Annotated in this window: 25 protein-coding genes; 14 read left to right on the top strand and 11 right to left on the bottom strand. The window is 45.2% G+C overall.

Annotated elements, in window-relative coordinates:
* Positions 1-58 precede the first annotated feature (58 nt).
* From KHO06_RS09935 to KHO06_RS09915, 5 genes are read right to left on the bottom strand one after another with little or no spacing between them, the layout of a single operon-like run.
* Positions 59-442 carry an Hpt domain-containing protein gene (locus KHO06_RS09935; RefSeq protein WP_212581463.1) on the bottom strand — a complete coding sequence of 128 codons (384 nt, stop codon included), beginning with the start codon at positions 440-442 and terminating at the stop codon, positions 59-61.
* A 12-nt stretch (positions 443-454) separates the two neighbouring features.
* The gene (locus tag KHO06_RS09930) at positions 455-1,144 is read right to left on the bottom strand and encodes an AAA family ATPase (protein ID WP_212581462.1); all 690 of its coding nucleotides are present in this window, start codon (positions 1,142-1,144) and stop codon (positions 455-457) included.
* Positions 1,144-3,246, bottom strand: a complete 2,103-nt coding sequence (locus KHO06_RS09925; protein ID WP_212581461.1) for an SLBB domain-containing protein — start codon at positions 3,244-3,246, stop codon at positions 1,144-1,146. The genes KHO06_RS09930 and KHO06_RS09925 overlap by 1 nt, the downstream gene beginning before the upstream one ends.
* Entirely contained in the window at positions 3,243-4,097 is an 855-nt protein-coding gene (locus KHO06_RS09920; RefSeq protein ID WP_212581460.1) for an OmpA family protein, read from the bottom strand. The genes KHO06_RS09925 and KHO06_RS09920 overlap by 4 nt, the downstream gene beginning before the upstream one ends.
* A gap of 25 nt (positions 4,098-4,122) precedes the next feature.
* Positions 4,123-4,443: an STAS domain-containing protein gene (locus KHO06_RS09915; protein ID WP_005427675.1), complete on the bottom strand. Its 321-nt coding sequence runs from the start codon at positions 4,441-4,443 to the stop codon at positions 4,123-4,125.
* 314 nt (positions 4,444-4,757) lie between these two features.
* On the opposite strand from KHO06_RS09915, the gene KHO06_RS09910 reads away from it, so the two are divergent.
* Positions 4,758-5,600, top strand: coding sequence for a DNA ligase (locus KHO06_RS09910; RefSeq protein WP_005427655.1), 843 nt, complete (start codon positions 4,758-4,760; stop codon positions 5,598-5,600).
* 22 nt (positions 5,601-5,622) lie between these two features.
* Here KHO06_RS09910 and KHO06_RS09905 read toward each other — a convergent pair whose 3' ends face one another.
* On the bottom strand, positions 5,623-6,639 hold the full coding sequence (locus KHO06_RS09905) for a DUF3080 domain-containing protein (RefSeq protein WP_212581459.1): 1,017 nt from the start codon (positions 6,637-6,639) through the stop codon (positions 5,623-5,625).
* Positions 6,640-6,759: 120 nt separating this feature from the next.
* The gene (locus KHO06_RS09900) at positions 6,760-8,130 is read right to left on the bottom strand and encodes an MATE family efflux transporter (protein WP_212581458.1); all 1,371 of its coding nucleotides are present in this window, start codon (positions 8,128-8,130) and stop codon (positions 6,760-6,762) included.
* Positions 8,131-8,411: 281 nt separating this feature from the next.
* On the opposite strand from KHO06_RS09900, the gene KHO06_RS09895 reads away from it, so the two are divergent.
* A complete protein-coding gene (locus KHO06_RS09895) occupies positions 8,412-9,023 on the top strand; it encodes a riboflavin synthase subunit alpha (protein WP_212581457.1) in 612 nt (203 codons plus the stop codon).
* 108 nt (positions 9,024-9,131) lie between these two features.
* Here KHO06_RS09895 and KHO06_RS09890 read toward each other — a convergent pair whose 3' ends face one another.
* Together KHO06_RS09890 and KHO06_RS09885 are read right to left on the bottom strand one after the other, a co-directional pair.
* Positions 9,132-9,326: a CPXCG motif-containing cysteine-rich protein gene (locus KHO06_RS09890; RefSeq protein ID WP_005427574.1), complete on the bottom strand. Its 195-nt coding sequence runs from the start codon at positions 9,324-9,326 to the stop codon at positions 9,132-9,134.
* 252 nt (positions 9,327-9,578) lie between these two features.
* Complete coding sequence (locus tag KHO06_RS09885; protein ID WP_212581456.1) at positions 9,579-10,445, bottom strand: fructosamine kinase family protein; 867 nt, start codon at positions 10,443-10,445, stop codon at positions 9,579-9,581.
* Positions 10,446-10,669: 224 nt separating this feature from the next.
* Here KHO06_RS09885 and KHO06_RS09880 point away from each other — a divergent pair, with 224 nt between their 5' ends.
* The 3 genes from KHO06_RS09880 (at position 10,670) to KHO06_RS09870 (ending at position 13,085) form a co-directional block, all read left to right on the top strand.
* Positions 10,670-11,638 carry a response regulator gene (locus KHO06_RS09880; RefSeq protein WP_005427631.1) on the top strand — a complete coding sequence of 323 codons (969 nt, stop codon included), beginning with the start codon at positions 10,670-10,672 and terminating at the stop codon, positions 11,636-11,638.
* Entirely contained in the window at positions 11,638-12,600 is a 963-nt protein-coding gene (locus tag KHO06_RS09875; RefSeq protein ID WP_005427771.1) for a GGDEF domain-containing protein, read from the top strand. Before KHO06_RS09880 ends, KHO06_RS09875 begins: the two co-directional genes overlap by 1 nt.
* A 140-nt stretch (positions 12,601-12,740) precedes the next feature.
* On the top strand, positions 12,741-13,085 hold the full coding sequence (locus tag KHO06_RS09870) for a DUF3802 family protein (RefSeq protein ID WP_005427720.1): 345 nt from the start codon (positions 12,741-12,743) through the stop codon (positions 13,083-13,085).
* A gap of 34 nt (positions 13,086-13,119) precedes the next feature.
* Here the strand turns inward: KHO06_RS09870 and KHO06_RS09865 are convergent, their stop codons facing one another.
* Positions 13,120-13,608: an NlpC/P60 family protein gene (locus tag KHO06_RS09865; RefSeq protein WP_005427745.1), complete on the bottom strand. Its 489-nt coding sequence runs from the start codon at positions 13,606-13,608 to the stop codon at positions 13,120-13,122.
* Positions 13,609-13,748: 140 nt separating this feature from the next.
* Between KHO06_RS09865 and KHO06_RS09860 the strand changes: the two genes are divergently transcribed.
* The 7 genes from KHO06_RS09860 (at position 13,749) to KHO06_RS09830 (ending at position 18,495) form a co-directional block, all read left to right on the top strand.
* Complete coding sequence (locus KHO06_RS09860; protein ID WP_212581455.1) at positions 13,749-15,767, top strand: methyl-accepting chemotaxis protein; 2,019 nt, start codon at positions 13,749-13,751, stop codon at positions 15,765-15,767.
* A 207-nt stretch (positions 15,768-15,974) separates the two neighbouring features.
* Positions 15,975-16,388, top strand: a complete 414-nt coding sequence (locus tag KHO06_RS09855) for an NUDIX domain-containing protein (protein WP_212581454.1) — start codon at positions 15,975-15,977, stop codon at positions 16,386-16,388.
* Positions 16,378-16,794 carry an NUDIX domain-containing protein gene (locus KHO06_RS09850; protein ID WP_212581453.1) on the top strand — a complete coding sequence of 139 codons (417 nt, stop codon included), beginning with the start codon at positions 16,378-16,380 and terminating at the stop codon, positions 16,792-16,794. Before KHO06_RS09855 ends, KHO06_RS09850 begins: the two co-directional genes overlap by 11 nt.
* On the top strand, positions 16,791-17,261 hold the full coding sequence (locus tag KHO06_RS09845; protein ID WP_005427817.1) for a hypothetical protein: 471 nt from the start codon (positions 16,791-16,793) through the stop codon (positions 17,259-17,261). The genes KHO06_RS09850 and KHO06_RS09845 overlap by 4 nt, the downstream gene beginning before the upstream one ends.
* 2 nt (positions 17,262-17,263) lie before the next feature.
* On the top strand, positions 17,264-17,806 hold the full coding sequence (locus tag KHO06_RS09840; RefSeq protein WP_212581452.1) for a hypothetical protein: 543 nt from the start codon (positions 17,264-17,266) through the stop codon (positions 17,804-17,806).
* 51 nt (positions 17,807-17,857) lie between these two features.
* Positions 17,858-18,238 carry a hypothetical protein gene (locus KHO06_RS09835; protein WP_005427791.1) on the top strand — a complete coding sequence of 127 codons (381 nt, stop codon included), beginning with the start codon at positions 17,858-17,860 and terminating at the stop codon, positions 18,236-18,238.
* A 38-nt stretch (positions 18,239-18,276) separates the two neighbouring features.
* On the top strand, positions 18,277-18,495 hold the full coding sequence (locus KHO06_RS09830) for a hypothetical protein (RefSeq protein WP_005427577.1): 219 nt from the start codon (positions 18,277-18,279) through the stop codon (positions 18,493-18,495).
* Between the two features lie 227 nt (positions 18,496-18,722).
* Here KHO06_RS09830 and KHO06_RS09825 read toward each other — a convergent pair whose 3' ends face one another.
* A complete protein-coding gene (locus KHO06_RS09825; RefSeq protein WP_212581451.1) occupies positions 18,723-19,541 on the bottom strand; it encodes a sterol desaturase family protein in 819 nt (272 codons plus the stop codon).
* Between the two features lie 183 nt (positions 19,542-19,724).
* Here KHO06_RS09825 and KHO06_RS09820 point away from each other — a divergent pair, with 183 nt between their 5' ends.
* A complete protein-coding gene (locus KHO06_RS09820) occupies positions 19,725-20,474 on the top strand; it encodes a tRNA-uridine aminocarboxypropyltransferase (RefSeq protein ID WP_212581450.1) in 750 nt (249 codons plus the stop codon).
* Positions 20,475-20,647: 173 nt separating this feature from the next.
* On the top strand, positions 20,648-21,556 hold the full coding sequence (gene nagK, locus KHO06_RS09815; protein WP_005427769.1) for an N-acetylglucosamine kinase: 909 nt from the start codon (positions 20,648-20,650) through the stop codon (positions 21,554-21,556).
* Positions 21,557-21,601: the final 45 nt, after the last annotated feature.

Below are 21,601 nucleotides of genomic sequence, written 5' to 3'. Positions count from 1 at the left end.
CAGTGAGGATTGTAGAAAGTTCTCTATTTTTAGTGGATTAAATTCGTTCTCTTCCTGATTAGTCTTCAAAACCTTGCTCTTTTCTTTGGTTTAACGCGAGAAATGATTGTTCTGCAAGTTCTGGTAATGATTGGCAGAGCTCAAAAGCGAGATCGGTGTTGCCTTCGACACAATGTTTTTCGATGGTACGAGCGTGTCGTGAGAGGGGGCGGTTACCCAGCGCGAGGGCCGAGCTGCCTAACGTATGCACCTCAAACTCCATCATTTCTTTATCTTGGTTGCTTAATGCTTGCTGGATTTTTTCAACGCGCTCTCGGGACTCTTCAATGTAGTGCTCTATCAACGTGGGCATGATCTCCGCACACGTGTCTTTGATCATTTGTTGGAGAATCAACTCGTCGACCAACTCTGGCTCTAACGCAGTGCCTGTTTGAGTATTCATAGTGTGCACTCCCTATAGGGTAAACAATTCACTGTTTTTGATGTGTTCAGATATTTTTGCTTTGAGCTTTTCTGGCAAAAATCGTAGCTTTTTGATTTGGCGAAGAAGCTCGTCTTTGAGGTCAGAGTTGTGTTTCATGTTAAGCACCGAGCCCAAGAGGTTGGCATTACTTGCCTCTAATAGCGCTTTGGCTTGATCAATTTGGCTGGTGGTAGTCGAGCCATAGCAAGCAACCAATACACATGCATTACAGACACCTGCAACTACTTGTGCCGGAATATTGCTTCGGTTCATGCTAAGCAGAGGAGAGGTGTCAATTACCACTCGATCGTATTGTTCGAGCCAAGTCTCGACGGCGTTACGTAGCATCGTCGGATCTCGGTAGGCAAGTTGTGTACTTGCTAGAGCTGGGACGGTTAATCCTACTAATGTTTGATGATTTTCTTTACGAGCGATCAATTGTCCCACATCCTCACTGTTTTCATCGAAGGCATGTACCGTACTATAAGCGGGTTTAAATAGGTTCAAGTCTACGTACAGGGTTCTATGTCCGGCTAGAATCAAGCGTTCCGCCAATGCGGAAGCGACAGAGGTTACGCCGTCTTCAGATTGGCAAGCAACCACACAAATAGACTTATAACCTTTGAGCTCACTTTGTAGATAGATTTGCTCAATCTCGGCATGTGTTGCAGGAATGGTCATTACAGCGCTCCTATCAGCACGATGGTGGTGGTGATTTGCAGTAAATCACGCAAGCCAGCACGAGCTTTTTCGGCAAAGCTTTCGTCTTTATGCGGAACGTAAATTGTGTCGCCGGCTCGTATCACAGGTAGATCGTAGATGTTGGCAGTTTTGCTGAATTCGGCCAAGTTGAAGACTCGAGCCTGACCTTGGCAGCAAGACATGTTAACCACACTGATCTTTTCGACATAAGCGCTGTCACTTGGTCCACCAGCTTCGGCGAGTATGTCGAGAATCGTCATGTTGTCATTAAAAACATAACGACCCGGTGAGTGAACTTCCCCTAATACGCGAACGGTGGATTCTTTCGAACGGTCTAACCAGTTCCTATCTTTTTCTGGAATGTAAATCGTATCGCCTGGGCGCACATCTGGGAGAATGGATTCATCACCTGTTTCAAAATAAAGCGATAAGTTGAGTTTGCTTACTTTGGCGTAGCCCAATCCACGGTGCGTCACTCTAATATTGTGAATGTCCGCATCCTTTGTTGGTCCATCCGCTGCTGAGAGAATGTCAAGGAAGTGCATCTCAGTCGTAAAGCGGTATCGACCTGGTGCATTGATCTGGCCAAAGACGTAGATTGATGCGTCAGAGCTTTGACTCACCCACTGCGATTTGTTGTCGGATGGATCGTCGGGAAGCGCGTGAACACGAACTACAGTACCGGCGGATACCCTTGGCAGCTTAGAATGCGGTGAACCCTGAAGGATGTATTTGTCTAAATCGAATTTGATGACTTTGCCGTTGTTGGATACTTCCACTTTGCTGGTGTCTGCGCGGCGAGTAGGGCCGCCGACATGAGCGATCAGGTCGATTAAATCCATTTCGTCCGACCATTCGATGCGACCGGGACGAACCACTTCACCCATCACCGCGACGGCGCGACTCGGTGCGACTTTGAGCCAAGATTTTTCGTTCATATCGGTCTTCTCTGGGACAAATATCGCATCGCCCGGACCCACTGCGGGCACGCGCTGATTCGACAACCCTTCAGTATGCGCAGTTAGGTCGAAATTGATCACGCCGCCGTCAGCTTTAATGACGCGGATTTGGCGAGATTCGGCAAAGCGTGTCGGACCGCCTGCATTGGCGAGAATATCCATAAAACTCGCGCCTTTTTTACCTTCATAAGCGCCTGGGTGAGCAACTTCACCCATGACATAAACCACGTTTGCACCGGCTTTAATTTCTTCTTCTTGTTTTGGTACAAAAATGGTTGTGCCGGGCAGAACTTCAGGTAGCAAGCTTTGGTCGCCCGAGTCTAAATAGCGCTTAAGATTAAACATGACGGGCGTGTTATTCGTGATCACGCGGATCTGTTCCACACTGGCGTAACGAGTAACACCGCCGGCACGCATGACCACGTCAACGAGCGTCGTATTGGGTTTGTAAGTGAATGAACCGGGCGCATTCACCTCACCAAATACTTTAATGGCACGGGCGGAATCGGCACTGTCACCAGAGTTTGCGAGTTTCGCGGCATCGAATTCTTGCTCGATATTCCCAACCAAAGGGGACGCAGGGACGAAAAGCACATCTAAAGATTCTAAAGCCGGTAGTTTTGAGTCATCACCAGTATCGAGAAAAAGTTTATAGTCGAATTCTATGTTCTTGTTACCGCGCTTGACGATGATTTTGTCCAATTGAGCCCCGGCCCGTAGACCTCCTGCTTCATAGAGGAACATTTGAATGTTGGAGCCAGAAGGGAGTGTGTATTCTCCCGGTTTGACCACATAACCTTGCACGGATATGAGTAACTGTTGCTCCTTGACGAATACACGCACATTGTCCACATCCCTAAAAGCGGTTTTGAGGTTATCAGTAATCACACTTTGCAGCTGTGCTTCGTTGTAACCAGCTACAAATACCGGCCCAATCTCCGGCAAATTGATTCGGCCACGTTTGTCGACTTGGAAACCTTTGTTAAGAGAAGCTTCACCGGGCAGGTTGATTTGCACTAAATCACCGACTCTAACCACGTCATCTTCATCAGCCCATGCAGAGCTCATAGTGGTGATGATACACAGCATAACCAGGGAGATGGTTGCGTTGAGGATTCTCATAATGTGCCTCCCATGTCCATGTCTGCGCTGGTGTCAGATTTCGCATTGAGAACTTCAATGCTGACGCGGCGATTGGTTAAGCGCACTGCGGGTGTTTGTCCGTCGTACAGAGGCAGCGTTTCACCCACGGATTTTGTTTGCACACGGTCTGAGGTAATGCCAAATACGTTTAAATAGCGTTTCACTTGCTCTGCTCGATCTTGTGCTAGCTTTTGATTGTATTCGGGCGTGCCGGTTGCGTCAGCGTGCCCGGTTACAACCAATGAAAGAGAAGGGTGGTCACGTAGGATGTAAGCAGCTTCCGCAAGGTGCCCCATGTATTTAGGGTTAATCTCTGCAGAGTCGACGGCGAACTGGTTATCCACGTTCAGAAGGTCATAGATGTTGGCGACGATGTTGAGGTCGCTGCGTAGCGCTTCTATGTCTTGCGGTGGCTTACAAGTGGTTTGAGATAGCACGTAGTCCAATTGGAGCTCAAGTTGGTTGAGGCGACGACGTTGAATCACGATGTCGTTGGCCGCATCCAGTAGCAATCCACCTTCAAGCTCACGAGCAATGCGATTTTGTTTCTCTAGTGCTTGAACGACCGCTGCGGGGAAGCACCAGCGAGCACCTTCTTGGATCAAAGCATCCAAATGCAACTTGGTTAGTTGCCAGTCGAAACGCAAACCATGTTCAGGGCCAAGAGGTTCGTCTGGCATCACAGGTGAAAACTGATAGTTCTCGATAGAGATGTCTTGGTAATTTTCCGCCATGCCACCCTTGCCATTGTCAGGGTAGTCAAACGTCGAGCAACCAAACATGCTGACAACGAGACTGCACAACACGCTTTGTCGTAAGAGTTTCACCATGCCAACCTCCGTATTAACCGGTTTTTTAGTGACCTTTTGAATTGACCGGAATCGCGTGATTGATACGTAGCAAGCTCATAATTTCTAATGGTTGTCCCGATACGTTTTCTATGCTCATACTGCGTTCACGTTCAACTAGGCGCTTATATAAATAAACAATGGCACCAATCCCTGAAGAATCAAGAAATTGGACGTGTTGCAGGTTGATTTCTACTTCCTTGTGATGATCACTGTGAATCACCTCATCAATTTGATGCTGTGCTTGACGGCAGCCTTTTGCGTCCAAATCGCCAAAAAACTCAATGGTTAGAGTATTTGGTGCCGTTTCTTGCTTTCGTAATTCCATGGTTCATTCTCCGTTTGAAGATTCCTTGGGTTCAATAGAGCAGAGAGTGTGCCAATTGTGAATGTCTTTAAAAACAGAGATTTAACCTAATGGCGAGAAGGGTTTCATTTTGAGAATACGTGTGTTCTCAATTTGAGAATCAAATAAACGTAAAAATCCCCCTGTTTTAAAGTGCCAGATCTGTCCGAACTTTATGTACGCGGTTGCACTTAATTGCGAGTTGGAGTTGCGATTGATCGAAGAACGTCAATTGTGGTTAGGTGTTTATGAATAGATGCGGTTCAATAGGTGTGATCTATTAAAAAGGTTTCCTCATGCCATTAAGAATGACATTGATTGCACTTGCCGTGATTGCGTCCGCACAGCCGCAAGCGGATCCAAATTTACATCCTCCGGTTTCACTCGCGGATTCTTATCAAGATGGAATCGATGTGTCCCAGTATTGGTACAGCGAGAAGTTGGACGGCATTAGAGCTTATTGGACAGGTCAGCATTTGGTTACTCGTAATGGTAATCGCATATATGCACCGGAATGGTTCATTCGCGTATTGCCCGATTACCCATTGGATGGGGAGTTGTGGGCAGGGCGAGGTAACTTTCATCTTGTGCAGCAAACGGTATTGGATAAGACGCCAATAGAAAGCGCTTGGCAGCGTATCGACTTTATGGTGTTTGACATGCCTTATTCGGCAGGAGACTACAGAAAGCGCTACTACAACATTCAGCATTTAGTGTTTGCAATGGATGCACCACATATTAAGTACGTTGAGCATCGTGCCATTCAAGATGAGAAACATTTGTTTGAACAGTTAGATCAAATTTCGCAATCTGATGGTGAAGGCGTGATGCTTAGAAAAGTGTCAAGCCGTTATCAAGCAGGCAGAGGCAGTGATTTACTCAAATTAAAACGTTTTGCAGATGCAGAAGCGACTGTGATTGGGTACAAGCCCGGCACGGGACGGCTACTGGGAATGATGGGAGCGGTGCTAGTTCGATTGACGGACGGGACTGAGTTTTATATAGGCAGTGGCTTTACCGATGATGTGAGGAAGTCACCGCCAAAGATTGGCTCGACAATCACGTTTCGATACAACGGTTATACCCATAACGGGAAGCCTCGGTTCGCGCGATTCTTACGAGAACGAATTTCTCAATGACAAAGTTTGGGGTGTTGTCTCTTCACTGATTACCAACCGTTACCCCGCAACGTTTGAATAAGCTTTTCCAGAATTGAACGTGCTCTAAAGTCTCTCTGCGAAATTGTTCATGTGCTTCTTCAATACCGTAACGCGCACCGTGCGCTGCCATTCTACGCTCAACTAAGTTAATCCCACCCTCTAACTGCTGATAAGTGCCATCAACAAAGGCCATGTAAGGTTGCACTTCTGCCACATAGATGGATTGAAACACATTTCTTAAATACCGAAACTGAGTGATATCACGGTTAGCACCGCAAATAATTTTGTCTTGGTTTGCTTCGAGCATCTGTGTGGTGTGATTTAACCAGTGAGTCGCATCAATTAATGTGTAGTAAAGTCGGCCAATGAGACGCGTTTTTTCTAGCTCTTCTTGGTAGTTCACGATGGTGGTTTCAGGTAGTCGAGAAAGCGTGCGATAAGGGGTTTGGTACATGGCATTCAACACGAGGAAAGCATCCCGTACGTGAGCGATCTGGTCTTTGCTTTCCAAGGGGAGCCACGCGGAGCCTGTAAGTTGTTTGCGCATTGCGTCACTGGTGAGCAGCATGTTGTCGAGGTGTACTGTCAGGTGATGCCATTTCTGATCGTATAATCCGCTTAGCTTTGTGTTTTCTTCATCACTCAATGGGTACTCACTCAAGCAGCCATTCAATGTTCTAAGTAAACTGGTTTGATAATCAAAATCGTAAAAAGCGTCCTGCACTTTCCCGAGCTGCGAGTTTTTTTCCGCAATCAAATTGAACAGTCCACATTGACGTAGTTGATAACTTTCTAGTAACCCAAGCGACAGGCGAGGCAGCTCTTGGAACAGCTCCCGTTTATCAGGAATGGTAATCGCAGGTGAAGGTTCAAGCGCAGATTCCGACACGTCTAAGACATTCGCCAGGCGCTGGTTGTATTTCTCAAACACTGCTTTCTCTGGGTTGAACCACTCGTTACACCCACTTAGCAAGGTTATTGATAGCAAAAGCGTTGTTGCGATAAGTGAAGTTCTCACAGCATTTCCTTTTTAATCACTTAGATAAGTATACCTTCAGACGGCCGTGAGAGATCAAAAAAGCCAGCGGATGCTGGCTTTAAAATGATGCGTTCAAGTCGAGTCACGCTTTGATTTGAATTATTGCTGAGAGAAGTTTAACTGTACTTCTGGCTCTTGGCGATGCATCCAACGCAGGCGGATACCCAATAGGAATGCAGCAGAAGAAAGACCAATGATGAAACCTAGCCAGAAACCCTGTGCACCCATAGGCTCAACAATCCAATCTGTACGACCAAGCACGTAGCCGATAGGCAAACCAAGCAACCAGTAGGCAATGAAAGTACGGTTGAAGATAGCACGCATATCTTTGTAGCCGCGCAGTGCACCAGCTGCGATAACTTGAACCGCATCTGTACATTGGTAGATTGCAGCGAACAACAATAGCACCATCGCAAGTTCAACTACTTCTGGGTTATTAGTGTAGAGCAGGGCAATTTGCTCACGGAACAACACCGTTAGGATAGCGGTCATCATTGCAAGCGCGAGACCGACCATGACGCCTACGCGAGAAGCGACTCGTGCACCGTCTACGTTTTCTTCACCCAAGCGATGACCTACGCGAATACTTACTGCCGCGCCCACACTCATTGGTAGCATAAACACAAGCGAAGAGAAGTTAATCGCAACTTGGTGCGCGGCAACAATAATTGACCCTAGTGGTGAGACCAAAAGTGCTACCACAGCAAATAGGGTAACTTCAAAGAACAACGCTGCGGCCACAGGAAAGCCCAGTTTGAACAGACGAATTTGCGCTTTAAGTTGAGGTTTGTGAAACTCACCAAATAGATTAATGCTCTTTAGGCGAGCTGAAGTTGTCACGTAAAGCAGTAGTAAGCCAAACATCACCCAGTACACGATGGCTGTTGCAACACCACAGCCAACACCACCGAGTGCAGGTGCGCCGAATTTGCCGTAAACAAAAATCCAGTTAAGCGGAATGTTCAGCATCAAACCAATAAAGCCGATAAACATCGCAGGCTTAGTGAGAGACATACCATCAGTAAAGCTGCGCAAGGTTTGGAACAACAAGAAGGCTGGAACCGCGAAAATAACCGCATGGATATAGCCAATGGTTTTCTCTGTCATCGCTGCTTCGACATCCATTAACCCAAGAATGAATTGGGTCTGGAATAACACTCCGATGATTGGAATGCTGATCAGTAGCGCAAGGACAATGCCTTGTTGGATCTCAAATGGAATCTTAACGCGACGACCTGAGCCATTAAGCTGAGCGACTACCGGCACAAGTGCCATTAATAAGCCCACACCAAATAAAATTGATGGAAGCCAAATACTTGCTGCCACAGAAACCGCTGCCATGTCGGTCGCACTTACGCCACCTGCCATTACGGTATCTACAAAGCCCATCCCCGTTTGCGCGACAGAAGCGATCAACACAGGGGTTGCTAATTTTATAAGACTCGATGCTTCTTCTTTATAGCGATGCACGAAATACTCCAGAGCGGAACAATAGGTTGTAAAAGAAATTATTTGAAAAGATAGGGAGTGCTTGAGGACAAAAGATGTGATGAACTGATCTGATGGTTGATTTTAGTCACTATAAGGTGAAAAAATGCCTCGAAGGAACTCCGCGCAGATGATAAACAATTGTATGCTCCGATGCCATACCTACAACATGTGGAATTTTGGTTAATTGGTAGACGATTGTAAAAATCAGCTGTGGACGTTTGTCTTGGCTATCAATTGCGTCTAACGAATAGGTAAAAAGAATGTTTACAGGAATTGTTCAAGGTACGGCTAAAGTCGTTCATATCGACAAGAAAGATCGTTTTCAAACTCACGTTTTGGTGCTTGAAGGAGCATTAAATGAAGGGCTAGAAATTGGCGCATCTGTCGCGCACAACGGCTGTTGTCTCACTGTAACCAAAATCGAAGGGACTCAAATCAGCTTTGACCTAATGCAAGCGACGTTAGCGTTGACCAACCTTGGTGAGTTAGAGGAAGGCGACAGCGTAAATATTGAACGCGCGGCTAAGTTTGGCGATGAGATTGGTGGTCATAGCATGTCGGGCCACATCAGTTTGCTGGCTGAAATCTCGGAAGTGATTGATACACCAAACAACCGCACGATTTGGTTTACGCTACCGCAAGAATCCATGAAGTATGTACTTGCTAAAGGTTATATCGGCCTTGACGGATGTTCACTGACGATTGGCGAAGTTGAAGATAATCGTTTCTCTGTTCATTTAATTCCGGAAACACTAGAAAGAACACTATTTGGTCGTCGCCAAGCTGGAGAAAAGATCAATGTGGAATTCGACCCACAAACACAAGCGATTGTTGATACGGTAGAACGTGTGTTGGCCGCGAAGCAGCTTTAGATCTTCGAGCAATAGTTGGCTTTGCCTAACCAGGTAAAAGTAACAGAGTAAAAATAACAAAGGAGCACTCGAGGCTCCTTTTCTTATTTCTATTGGGGGGATAAGTTGTTACTCGTAGTTGTCGTCGATGAACAATTCGACTTTCTGCTGCAACTCATCAACTTTCATGTTGAGGTGAATCGCATGACAACAGGCCGGACAGTCATCATAGAACTCTTGGTTACCATTACTTGCATCGAGAGTGATGCCGATTGAGTGCCCGCAGTGGGGACATTTCACATGTCTTTCAGTGTAATTTTGCATACAAAAACTCCTAGTATTGCAGGGCTTTTAATACTTTGTTGTAGAGAAAATACAGCCCTTAGTTACTCGCTTGTCTCTTAGAGTTAGAGATACAACGTAAGCCGAGTTACTTTGAATATTAGGTGCTCTTGTTGCTAATTGAGTCGAAATAAGTGCAAAAGTTGACCCCAAACCCAACGTTGGGCTTGGGGTCATTATCTTGGGTGATGTGCGTCGAAATTTTACACTCAGTAATGCTCTTTCCCTTCCAAATCAATAAGAAATTATCTTCTTAATTATCGATTGTGCTTGCTCGAGGTAATGCCCTCCGAACAGGTTACAATGGTTGAGAACATGGTAAAGATTATAAATGTCTTTCCGTTCTTCATATCCAACAGGAAGTGGTGCAACTGATTCATATCCTTGATAAAAATCAAGTTGGAAACCTCCAAATAACTCAGTCATGGCTAGGTCGCATTCACGGTCTCCCCAGTAACAGGATGGGTCATAACAGATAGGGCCGGCAGGTGTTAGTGCAACATTCCCGTTCCATAGGTCACCATGCAATAGAGAAGGTTTCGGGACGTGATGAGACAAAAGCTGTTTCACGACGTCAATAAAGTCATCGATATCGACCAAAGAAACGCCTTTTTCTTTCAGCAATTGAAGCTGCCAGCCTATACGTTGTTCAGCAAAGAACACACACCACTTTTTATGCCACTGGTTCGGTTGCAGCGTCGAGCCTATATAATTGTCGGTATCGAAACCAAATTCTTTCTGTTCTCCCCATAAATGGAGACGCGCTAATTGTTCGCCAAATTTAAAGCTGTTATCGGCATCTTCAAGCGGTTTCGTTGGCAGATAATTGAGAATAATAAAGGAGTGCGTCTTGATTTTACCGACCAAAACAACCTCTGGGACAAATAGAGCAGAGGTTTCGCGTAGTAAGTGCAGGCTTTCCGCCTCGACTTCGAAGTTGGCTAAGAAATCCCGATCGTTGAGTTTGACGAAATAGCGCTGCTCTCCGTCATTGATCATATAGCTTTCACTGATTTCCCCACCCGAGAGTTTTACCTTCTCAGTTATTTGATATTCGAACATCAAGGTATCAGAAAGCTGCTGCGATATTGCTTGCCACATACAAAACCTCGCTTATCTATTTGACCAACAATAGTTTAGGATAAACGGCGGAACATTGACGCGGAGTGAAGCAAACTTCGACAATAATTTTTCCGCCTATAGTGAAAAATGTTTATAAGTGTGAATCACGTCGCCTATAACCCTATGATTTATCGGCTTAACATATGGAGCTATAACAGCACAGCTAGTATTATAATTTTTTTGACTTTAGTTCCATTGGTGGCATGAAAATACTAATTTGTGATGATTCGGCAGTCGCACGAAAGTTGATTACCCGCTCCATCGTACAAGATACATCATTACACCTACTTGAGGCCCAAGACGGCCATGAGGCTTTGAAAATCCTAGCGGAACAAAATATTGACGTTTTGTTCCTCGATTTGACCATGCCCGTCATGGATGGGTTCGAAGTACTAGAGTCGTTACCCGTTAGTCAATATCCAACCAAGATTGTCATTATTTCGGGTGATGTCCAACACGAAGCCAAGCAGCGATGCTTAGAGCTTGGTGCAATGGATTTTATTGCTAAACCTCTGGCTGAAGAAGAGATCATTCCTCTCTACGAAAAGCTGGGGTTACATTATGCCTTCAGTGCCCACACTAATGCAGAACCTTTACCTGTTGCTGAGGTCTCTCCCTTATCGAAGTTCCGCGAAGTCGCGAATATCGCGTTGGGTAAAGGTGCCGCGATCATGGCTGACCACCTACGAGAATTCATTCAGCTTCCCGTTCCTCATGTAGGCCCTTTATCTTATGGTGAACTCCATATGACGCTGGTGGACGTTATTGGAAGAGATGGTTCCGTGGCGGTTGCGCAGCGCTTTGTAGGCGGTGGCATTCATGGTGAAGCGCTGGTCTGCTTACGTGGTAAAGACATTAACCAAATTGGTGAGCGCCTTGGGTATCTGTTGGAATTCACGCCACATAATGAAATCATTCTAAACGTATCGAACCTACTGGTTTCATCATTCTTAACTTCTTTGGGAAACCAGCTAGATAAACAGTTTTCCCTGCGCCAGCCTGGCATTATTGAAACCATCACACCTTACTGTGAAGAAAAAGAAGAATCTGGCGAACTCTTTACCATTGAATACACCTATATGGCAGAATCACTCGACTTTGAGTGTGAAGTTCTGTTCCTGATAGATAAATCATCCGTAGACATCATCTATGAAATTATGGAGCTAATCTAATGTCCGAAATTACGCTGGACATAGCAGACTTTCACTGGGTCACTCAAATACTGGATACCATGGACTCTGGGCTTATTGTTCTCGATCAAGACTATAAAGTCTGTGTTTGGAACAGCTTTATGCAGTCGTATAGTGGTATTTTGTCCCAGAATATTCTTGGTGAGTGCTTGTTCGATCACTTTGAAGAGCTGCCCAGAACGTGGCTAGAAACCAAGCTTAAGACATCTGCAGATTTAGAAACGCGTTCATTCTCTAGTTGGGAAAACCGACCATACCTTTTTAAGTTCAACAACTTCTCTCCGGTTTCCAACAGCAGTAACCTGATGTTCCAAGATATTGTGATCACACCTCTGCGCTCGTTGTCAGGTGATGTTAGCCACATTGCCATTCAGATTAACGACGTTTCCGAAACGGCGCGTAACCGTATTCATTTGCGAGAGACTAACCAACACCTGTCGGAAATCAGTCGTAAAGACGGCCTTACTGGATTGTTTAACCGAGCGTATTGGGAGCAGTCGTTGAAAGAGGAGTTCGCTCAACTTAAAGTCATCGAAGGGGCGAGTTCACTGGTTATTTTCGATATCGACCACTTCAAGAAGGTCAACGATACCTACGGACACCACACGGGAGATGAGGTAATTCGTCGTACCTCAAGCCTGTTGCGTAAAACAGCGCGTAGTAGTGATATTTGTGGTCGCTTCGGAGGGGAAGAGTTTACGGTGTTGCTGCCGCACACCAATCAAGAACAAGCCAATTACTTTGCTGAACGATTGCGAAAGCGAATTGAGCAAGAAATCGTGAAAGTTGAAGAGTTTTTGATTAACTACACGATAAGTATCGGCGTATGCGAGTATAAATCGTATTTTGAGAGTCATACACAATGGCTAAAGAGTGCCGATGCAGCGTTATATCGCGCTAAAGAAAGTGGAAGAAATCAAACCTGCAATCATGAGGATGCTTAACCTAATTGGATAAAAACCATGCAGTTAGTGCATCAATGCTTATTAATATGAAATAAGTTAATGAAATTTTCTCGGCATGTCTTACTATTGAAACTAATTCGCTTTCAGCTTCGAAGGCTTGCACAAAACGGAGAAAAACAGTGGTTGTAGAAACCGATGGATATCTCGCTCTAATCGAGCACTTGTCACTCAACTTAGACATTTTTACGTCTGAAATTGGTGACACAGGATCAGAAAGCATTGAAGATGTCGTAACGGACATGGTTGCGTCGAACATCATGGCGATATTCGAACAAAACCCAGAATTGCATTCAAGTGTGCGCTTTAAGTTACTAAAAGAAGCTGATGCGGTAGTGGAAGATTTGGGTGAAGTGCTTGCGGGTGTATGGACAAAGAAAGCGACCAACGAACAGATCGCTTTCCTAGATGAGTACATTGCGTTGGTGAAAAACTTATTTGATACCGCTGTTGCGACTTACGACTGATTCTAATCTTTCGTTATTTCTATCTAAAGAAGAGTTACATGGTAACTCTTCTTACTTGCCAAAATTTCGATGCCCAGTAAGGGTTATCGATTCTAGAAATGATCACGCCTTTTGATGTAGAAGCGTGCATAAACTGTTTATTCCCTAGATAGATACCTACGTGGTAGGTGCTTCTTCTCGTTTTAAAAAATACCAAGTCACCTTGTTGCGCGTCTGACCAACTCATTTCAACGCCTTGCTTAGATTGTTGGCGTGTCGTTCGAGGTAGCGACATTTGGTATGCTTCAACAAATGCTTTTTGCACGAATGCAGAGCAGTCAATGCCGGACTTTTTCGTTCCACCTAATCGATAAGGTGTACCTTCCCATTCATCATAAAAGTCGAACAAACTTTGATTATCTGAGAGGAGCTGAGTTACAGGGAGGGAGTGCTCTGCTTGCGTTTCTGGATCTGGGCCAGATGAACAAGCACTAAGTAGCACACTGATTATCAAAGGAAAATAAATACGACGCACATCACCCATCTGTCATCCCTACGACTTAAAACTGAAATATTAACGTCATAACCAATACCTAGTATGGGCAGCAAATCACGTTATTGTCTCACTTATGTGACGAGCAAACGGAAAGTTGATTCAAACCCAAGAAAGAACATAAATTAATTATGACGACGCGCAAACGTTTACGCTTTTCTTTTTCACTGATTCAGACTATCAGTGCAACATTTTTAACTATCATCGCACTTGTTATAGCCCTTTCTACCGCAAGTTTCAAAGGAATGGAGCAGGTTGGGGAACAATTTGAAGAGTTGTCTCAAAAAGCGTTACCCATGGCAATGGCAAATGCGACACTCACTCGCAATGTGTTAGAACAGATCAAGCTACTTAACTATGGGATGCAAATTACGGATCCCACTGAACTACCTCTTACCATTTCACAAATTGAGGCGTTAGCAAAGCAGAGTGATGGGCTAATCGAACAAACATCCACTGTGGCAGAACATCTCTCAAGTATGCTGAGAGAAAACGTTGCAGAGCTTCATCAAGTCACCAATTCCATCTTATCGAAACAGTCAGCGGTGATTCAGATGCAAAGCGATATTAACGCCGCAGTGGGTGGTTTTCGCTATGGCTTGAGCTCTATCGGGCCGGAGATGAACCGAATTAGTTCGTTCCTGAGTGAGGATAACCCTGAGTCTAGTGACGCAGCGAACCGCTTTATCGCCTCTGCAAGCTCAATGGAGAGTACTTTCTTGCTTATGATGACGCACACCGAGTTAGAGAAAGCCGAGCAAGAGTATAGGGAAATGCGCAATCGAATTGCTGGTATCAATCTCGCTTTTGATGATTTCAAAGAGTGGCATCCGGAGGTTAATGAGTTTACCAGCTTGATCGCGCCTTATGACATGGTGCAAGCTGGCTTTAACGATGACGGCGTCTTGCGTTTAATACTGACCAAGCTAGAGCAGAGCGAACAGCAGAAAGCGGAGTTTCAACGTGCCTCGCAGCTTGCAAACGAAACCATGTATTTGCTCGACCAAGTATCTGATGCCGCGTCTGATCTTATTGATGATCGTAAGTCCGTAGTTCACAGTACAATTCAAAACGCGAGTTTGACTTCAGTTATATCCGCTGGTGTTATCTCTCTAGTGGTCTTAGTGACATGGTTTGGTCTAAGAACGTGGATCAACCGGGGCCTCAAGAATATCCTTAGCCGTTTGTCGGCACTGACAGAGCACGATTTCCGAGGTAAAGCGCAAGAGGTTGGACCGTTTGAGTTAAAAGAAGTCGCGCGCAAACTCAATCAAGTTATCGACTCAACGCATGATTCTATTTCTACCGTCACGCGTAACTGCGAAACCTTGTATCAAACCGCTGAGATCAGCCATGATGCGGCAGAGCAAACAAATCAAAGCCTAACTGTGCAAAATTCCGCGCTAGCTAGTATGGTAACGACGGTTACGCAACTAGAGGCTTCGATTCGAGAGATTGCGATGGTGACAAATGCCTCTTCCGAAGTTTCACACTTAGCGACGAAACATACGGTCAAAGGCGTGGGCGTGGTTGAGAAAAATCGCCAGCGTTTGGAGTCGTTAGAGAATTCACTCAATATGAATGAACAATCGATGTTAGAGCTCGATGAGCGCGTCAAACAGATTCGTGAAATGGTGGACATGATCAGCGGCATTGCTGATAACACCAACTTACTTGCATTAAACGCGGCGATCGAGGCCGCTCGGGCAGGAGATCAAGGCCGAGGATTTGCGGTCGTTGCGGATGAAGTTCGTAAGTTAGCCAGAGATACCTCACAGCAAACGACCAACATTCGCGAAATTATGAATGAGTTAGTTGCGGCGGCAGAACGTTCTCGTAAAGCGGTGAGTGATTCGCGAGAAGAAATGTCATGTGCGTTGCAATCAAGTCAACAAGTGAAATCAGCATTTACCGATATCAATGAAGCGGTACAACTGATTCAGCAGCGTGTCGACCAGATCTCTGTTGCGACAGAAGAGCAAGAGCGAGCAACAGCGGATGTGTCGCAAGCCATTACACATATTTCTGACCAAGGTGTACACACCAAACTTCAGTTGGAGTCGATGGTCGAGAGCTCAGAACAAGTTTCAGACATCGCGGGACATCAACAAGCAATGCTGCACAAATACGAGCTGCATCAGATGAGTTGATCCAGTATTAGGTGAGACCAAACAAACTTCCAATACGACCAAAGGCAGGGCAATCGCTCTGCCTTTTATTTTTCGAATCCAAGAGTGAGTGACCCAAATCGCAAATTGATTAACGGCACAAGAGAAATGTGTTACCAGCATTTGTTAATGCTTTGTTATCGCTTCAAGGTTGTTAGAATATTCCGCTCAGTCAAGGGAGTGAGATAAATGCCAGAGCGAGCAAGTCTGATATTAATAAACGATCATGGGGAGGTTTTATTGATTGAACGAGTGAAGAGCGATAAACACTATTGGGTGTTTCCTGGCGGTAGTGTAGAGGATGGAGAAATTCTTTCTGAAGCGGCGAAACGCGAGGCACTGGAAGAAACCTCTATAAAGCTGATATCCCTCACACCTGTGTTTCAGATTCAAAATCAAGGCCGAAAGGATCATTACTTCTTATCCCATATCGGTTCAGCCACCCCTACGCTAGGTAATGGCCCCGAACAACAAAGGCAATCGGCTTCCAATCAATATATTCTAAGATGGGTGAGTTTTACTGAACTAGCCATGTTGCCTCTCTTTCCTGTCGAAGCGAAACAAATATGCCTTCAGAGCGAGGAGGTACTCTGTGGTCGATAAAGTGTGTCCTCTGGTGTTGCGAAAACAAAACCGCGAGATTCTTCTTTTCAAACATCCTCTTGCGGGCGTTCAGTTGGTGAAAGGCACTGTTGAACCCTTCGATTGCGACTTCTTAAGTGCGGCAAAAAGAGAATTGGCAGAGGAGTCTGGCATCGAACTGGTCAATCAAACAACCTACTTAGGGGCTTGGGAGAGTGGGTTCCAAGAGCAACATTGGCATTTCGTTTTGTGTGAGTGTGAAGCGTTGCCGGAACATTGGGTCTTCCACACTCAAGATGATGGTGGGCATGATTTCGAATTCTTTTGGCATGAAGTTGCGAAAGACATTTCTTCCTGCGCCCATCCTGTTTTTCAGCGTGCTCTAGAGCAGGTTCGTGAGTTGATTCGCCTTGGAGAAATGAAGTGAACGTTGAAATTGGTAATCACACGAATGCGGAGTTGCTTCAAGAACTCAAAGAACAACACATTCAATTCAATCCGTTTGCATTGCAGCTGTTTGAAGACCAAATGATACAAACCAAACAACGTGGTCAGGCATTGTCTGTATTGGTAACAACGCCTTCGGATTTGGGGGCACCTTTTGGCGCAACACTGTCTGAGCTTCTTGAGCATGCAGCTCAGAGAGATCTAGAGCCTTGTCCGCTCGCCGTCGCACCATACTTGTTACTTCAAGGTATTTTGCTCACAAAAGGTGAATACGTAACGCTCGCTTCTTTGCCTATAGCTAAAGAGGAGACCTATCCTAGGGGTTTGTATCTGCGTAAGCGGGATGATGGTTTGTGGCTAAGAGGCTACCGATGTGATGATGATTTTATTTTTCCGCCTTCAATGAAGTTTGTGTTCATTGACTTAAAAGCACCACAAGAGGGATAACCTTGACCTACGTTTACCATCGCGTACCAAGCAACTTGACGGGAGACCGATTAAAACCTCTTAACTGCTTGAAAGCATCACACCCGAACTTGTATCAACAACATGTCCAGAAATACGAGTATCGACCGCAAGCTCTACAGCGTCGTGTTCATGGATTAGATTGCTATTGGAATGACGTGCTTCACTTTACGCCGATTCATCCGGTTAAGGTATTAGAGGGATTGAGAAAGTGCGGCCTTGAGACGACAACGCTAGGTCGTTGGTTTCGATTTGATGTGAGAGAACTCGGCTTTGATCAAACCAATACCGTGATTTTCTGGTCGCCCAATCAAGAAATTGGTGATTGGAAAGAATCAAAAGAGGATTTTATGCCTTACAGAGAGACCGAGCTTTCACAACTCAGCGAACTTCCGAGCAAAACGCTATGCTTTTATCAGGAGCGAATCGATAAGGAAAAAGTACCATTGTTATTCTTTCGTACCCCTCACGTACTGTTTAAAGGCACTGTCGCTCTCAAAAATGGCGTCGAAATTACAATTATTTAGCTGATTTCTATATGCTTTGCGCATTCATTCAGATAAGGAAAGGAAACGATAATGGATAAATTCGTACTGTTTCTCCTATGCCTTTGCCTGACAGTGGGTGGTGTCATCCACATTTACGACAATATTGTCGATGGCTTTTTGCCTTACGATTTTGCCCCAGGCTGGTTAAATATGTATTGGAGTGCACTTGGTCTCCTTGATTTGCTTGCCGTGTATTTGTTGATCAAGCATCGCCGAACAGGGCTGGTTTTACTGTTATTGATCATGTTGAGCAGCGTTGGCTTCAACTCTTATGCGCACTATGGATTAGGCGTACTAGAGAGCAGTGGACAACTGCAGTGGCAAACGTTGTTGCTAGGATTTTCTATTGGAGTATCTATCTGGCTCTGGAATTCACAAAAGCAGCGCCGATCACGTCAGATATTCCGTTAATTTTTTAGACGTTACGTATTTTTCAACAGGGAAGTGTTATGGATAATTTTAAGGAGCTAGCAAGCTTCGGCATTTTTGCAGCGTTATCAGGCTTTAGTTTTGGCGCCATCTTTTTTGGGATCGCGTTTGTATATTCGGCCATCAATAAGCAACAAGACGTGAGTGTGCTCGCCATTTCGTCAATTGTCTTGGGTATTATCGGCTTGTTTGTTGGTGTGACACAGTCAAATAAAAAACGCGATTTGATTAAAGCTTAACGGTTTTTATTCAACCCTAAACACACATGGATGAGTAGCGGACGCATGTTCGTGATACATATCATCTAGATAGGTCAGCAACTCGTCCTCATCGAGAGAGGGCGGCACTACAAAGTCTCTGATTGGGCGCTTTATCGAAGTTTCTGAATCGATATAAAGCGTCCAAATCCCATCGTTGCATTCAGCAAGCATGATTTTTCCAAACACATTCACTTTTATTGAACTGCTCATGAGGAAGACTTTTCCTTGTAACGAAATGGCTGGGTGATCAGTTTATCCAATCTTTGTTCGTCTCTGTCGCGAATCTCTGGAACACCAATCACAACATCATCATGACCTAATTCCGGTTGAGCTCGGTAAGTGCCAAACAAACGATCCCAGATCGACAAGAAGAAACCAAAGTTTGAATGTGTCTCGCGCACGATGACAGAGTGGTGCACGCGGTGCATGTCTGGCGTCACAACCAATTTACGTAACTTCGCATCCCAAGACAGTGAAAGCTCTGCATTGCTATGGTTAAACATCGCGCTAGCATTCAATACGATTTCAAACACCACGATGGCGATAGGAGACACGCCCAAAGCGAAAACAGCAGCGATTTTTACAATCATTGAGAGAATGATTTCTATCGGGTGGAATCGTGTTCCGGTTGTGACATCGATATCCAAGTCAGCATGATGCATGCGGTGAAGCTTCCATAGCGGTTTAACGCTATGGAAAACTAAATGCTGTAGATAAATGATGAGGTCGAGTAACACTACGGCTATCAGCACATTTAACCAAGTCGGCAAGGCAAGAGCATTGAGTAGACCCCATTGGTTTTCATAAGCGATGATGGCTGCTTGGAAAGCGGCAATAGGCATGACAACGGCAATAACGATGCTGTTTAGTGCGACCAGTGTGAGGTTGTTAAACCAGCGAAATGAACGGTCGACAGTCAACTGCTTTCTCGGAAGCTTGTTTTCCCAAAGGGTACACAGCAACAAAACACCAATAAAGATGCTGAGTCGTAGCCAAGAAGGGTCGTTAAATGCAGTTTCGGTCACGCTGATTTCCTTGATTGATTCGCTTATTTGTTAAGACCTTAAGACTCCACCGTATCTTTCACCGAGAAGAAAGGAATGTGAATATCAGTCCGTTTACGAGCATTTCTTGAGACTAACTGGCGATGCAAGTAGAATCGCGCTCTACTTTATACATGCACTTATTCTAACTGGCACTTTCTATCCATGAGAATCCACGCTTTCCATCGTTTATACCAGCACCGTCAATCTATCTCAACGAAGCCGTTTAACGCTCGCGGTTGTAAAGTGGTTCGCTGTCCTTATTGTCAGGTATCTGAACAATATTGTTTGTGCGACATTCAGCCGAACATCGAATCCAACATTGCCTGCATGTTGATCTTATCGGAAAACGAAGTGTTCAAGCCGAGTAATACTGGGCGTCTTATTGCTGATACGATTCAAGAGACCTACGTGTATCAATGGAATCGTACCGAACCTTCCGAAGAGATGTTGGTCTTGTTAGAGAGCGATGCTTATCAACCTGTGGTTGTCTTCCCAGCAGATTACGTGGATGAGCCTGAACGTTTGTTAGGCGGCTTAAATCCAGAGCGTTTGAAGATAGCCGATGGCTCAGGCAAAAAATGGTTACTGATCTTCATTGATGGCAGCTGGCGTGAGGCACGTAAGATCTTCCGCCGTTCAGAGTTCTTGAAGTCTTTACCTGTGCTTTCTATTGAGCCGGAGTCATTGTCTGAATACATCATGCGCCGCTCGGACAATGAGCAGCATCTGTCTACTGCAGAAGTGGCGACGTTAGTATTCAAACAGGCAGGTGAAGAGCAAGCTTCGGAGTGTCTGCAATTGTGGTTTGAAGCCTTCCGTGAAACCTACATGCTGACGAAAACTCGAGTAAAAACCGACTGGTCTCGCCCGCATCTGAAACGTTTCAAAGAGTGGGCTAAAATCGAGAGCTAACTCTAAGGAATGAACTTTTGTTGATGGCTTGTTGTTCAACTGGCTTCAACGAGGGGATAAATCTGCATTCCGTCACGGTTTGCAGGCGTACAGATATGGATAATGCCTAAAGTTTATCTTTTTTGACTCCAGCATATTTTGGGAGTCGTTTGAGCTTTTTAGGAGAGAATTGCATGTATTACGGCTTTGATGTCGGTGGCACTAAAATCGAGTTTGGTGCGTTTAACGAAAAACTTGAGCGTGTAGCAACTGAACGTGTACCAACACCAACAGACAACTACGATTTGCTGGTAGAAACCATCGCAGGTCTGGTTAACAAATACGATGCGGAATTTGGTTGTGAAGGTACGATTGGTCTTGGTCTTCCTGGGATGGAAGATGCTGATGATGCAACTGTGCTAACGGTTAACGTACCAGCAGCAAAAGGCAAACCACTTCGCGCTGATCTTGAAGCTAAAATCGGCCGCAGCGTAAAAATTGAAAACGATGCAAACTGTTTCGCGCTTTCTGAAGCATGGGATGAAGACCTTCAAGACGAACCGTCTGTACTAGGTTTGATCCTTGGTACGGGTTTTGGCGGCGGCTTTATCTACGAAGGTAAAGTATTCTCTGGCCGTAACCACGTAGCGGGTGAGGTAGGTCATACTCGTCTTCCTCTGGACGCTTGGTTCCACCTAGGCGAAAACGCGCCTCTACTAGGTTGCGGTTGTGAAAAGAAAGGTTGTCTAGATAGCTACCTATCTGGTCGTGGTTTCGAGCTTCTTTACGCGCATTACTACGGCGAAGAGAAGAAAGCGATCGACATTATCAAAGCAAATGCAGAAGGCGAAGCAAAAGCGGTTGAGCACGTTGAGCGCTTTATGGAACTTCTAGCAATCTGTTTCGCGAACCTGTTTACTGCGACTGACCCACACGTTGTTGTACTAGGCGGCGGTCTATCTAACTTCGAACTGATTTACGAAGAGATGCCAAAACGTATTCCTAAGTACCTGCTTTCTGTCGCGAAGTGTCCAAAGATCATCAAAGCAAAACACGGTGATTCAGGTGGCGTACGTGGTGCTGCGTTCCTAAACATCAAATAGTCGTCTGAGTTTTCGGTAAGCGAAAACACATAAGACCAACATTGA

Source organism: Vibrio sp. B1FIG11 (assembly GCF_905175335.1).
GTDB lineage: Bacteria > Pseudomonadota > Gammaproteobacteria > Enterobacterales > Vibrionaceae > Vibrio > Vibrio campbellii.
This window is presented reverse-complemented; position numbering and strand designations above follow the sequence as displayed.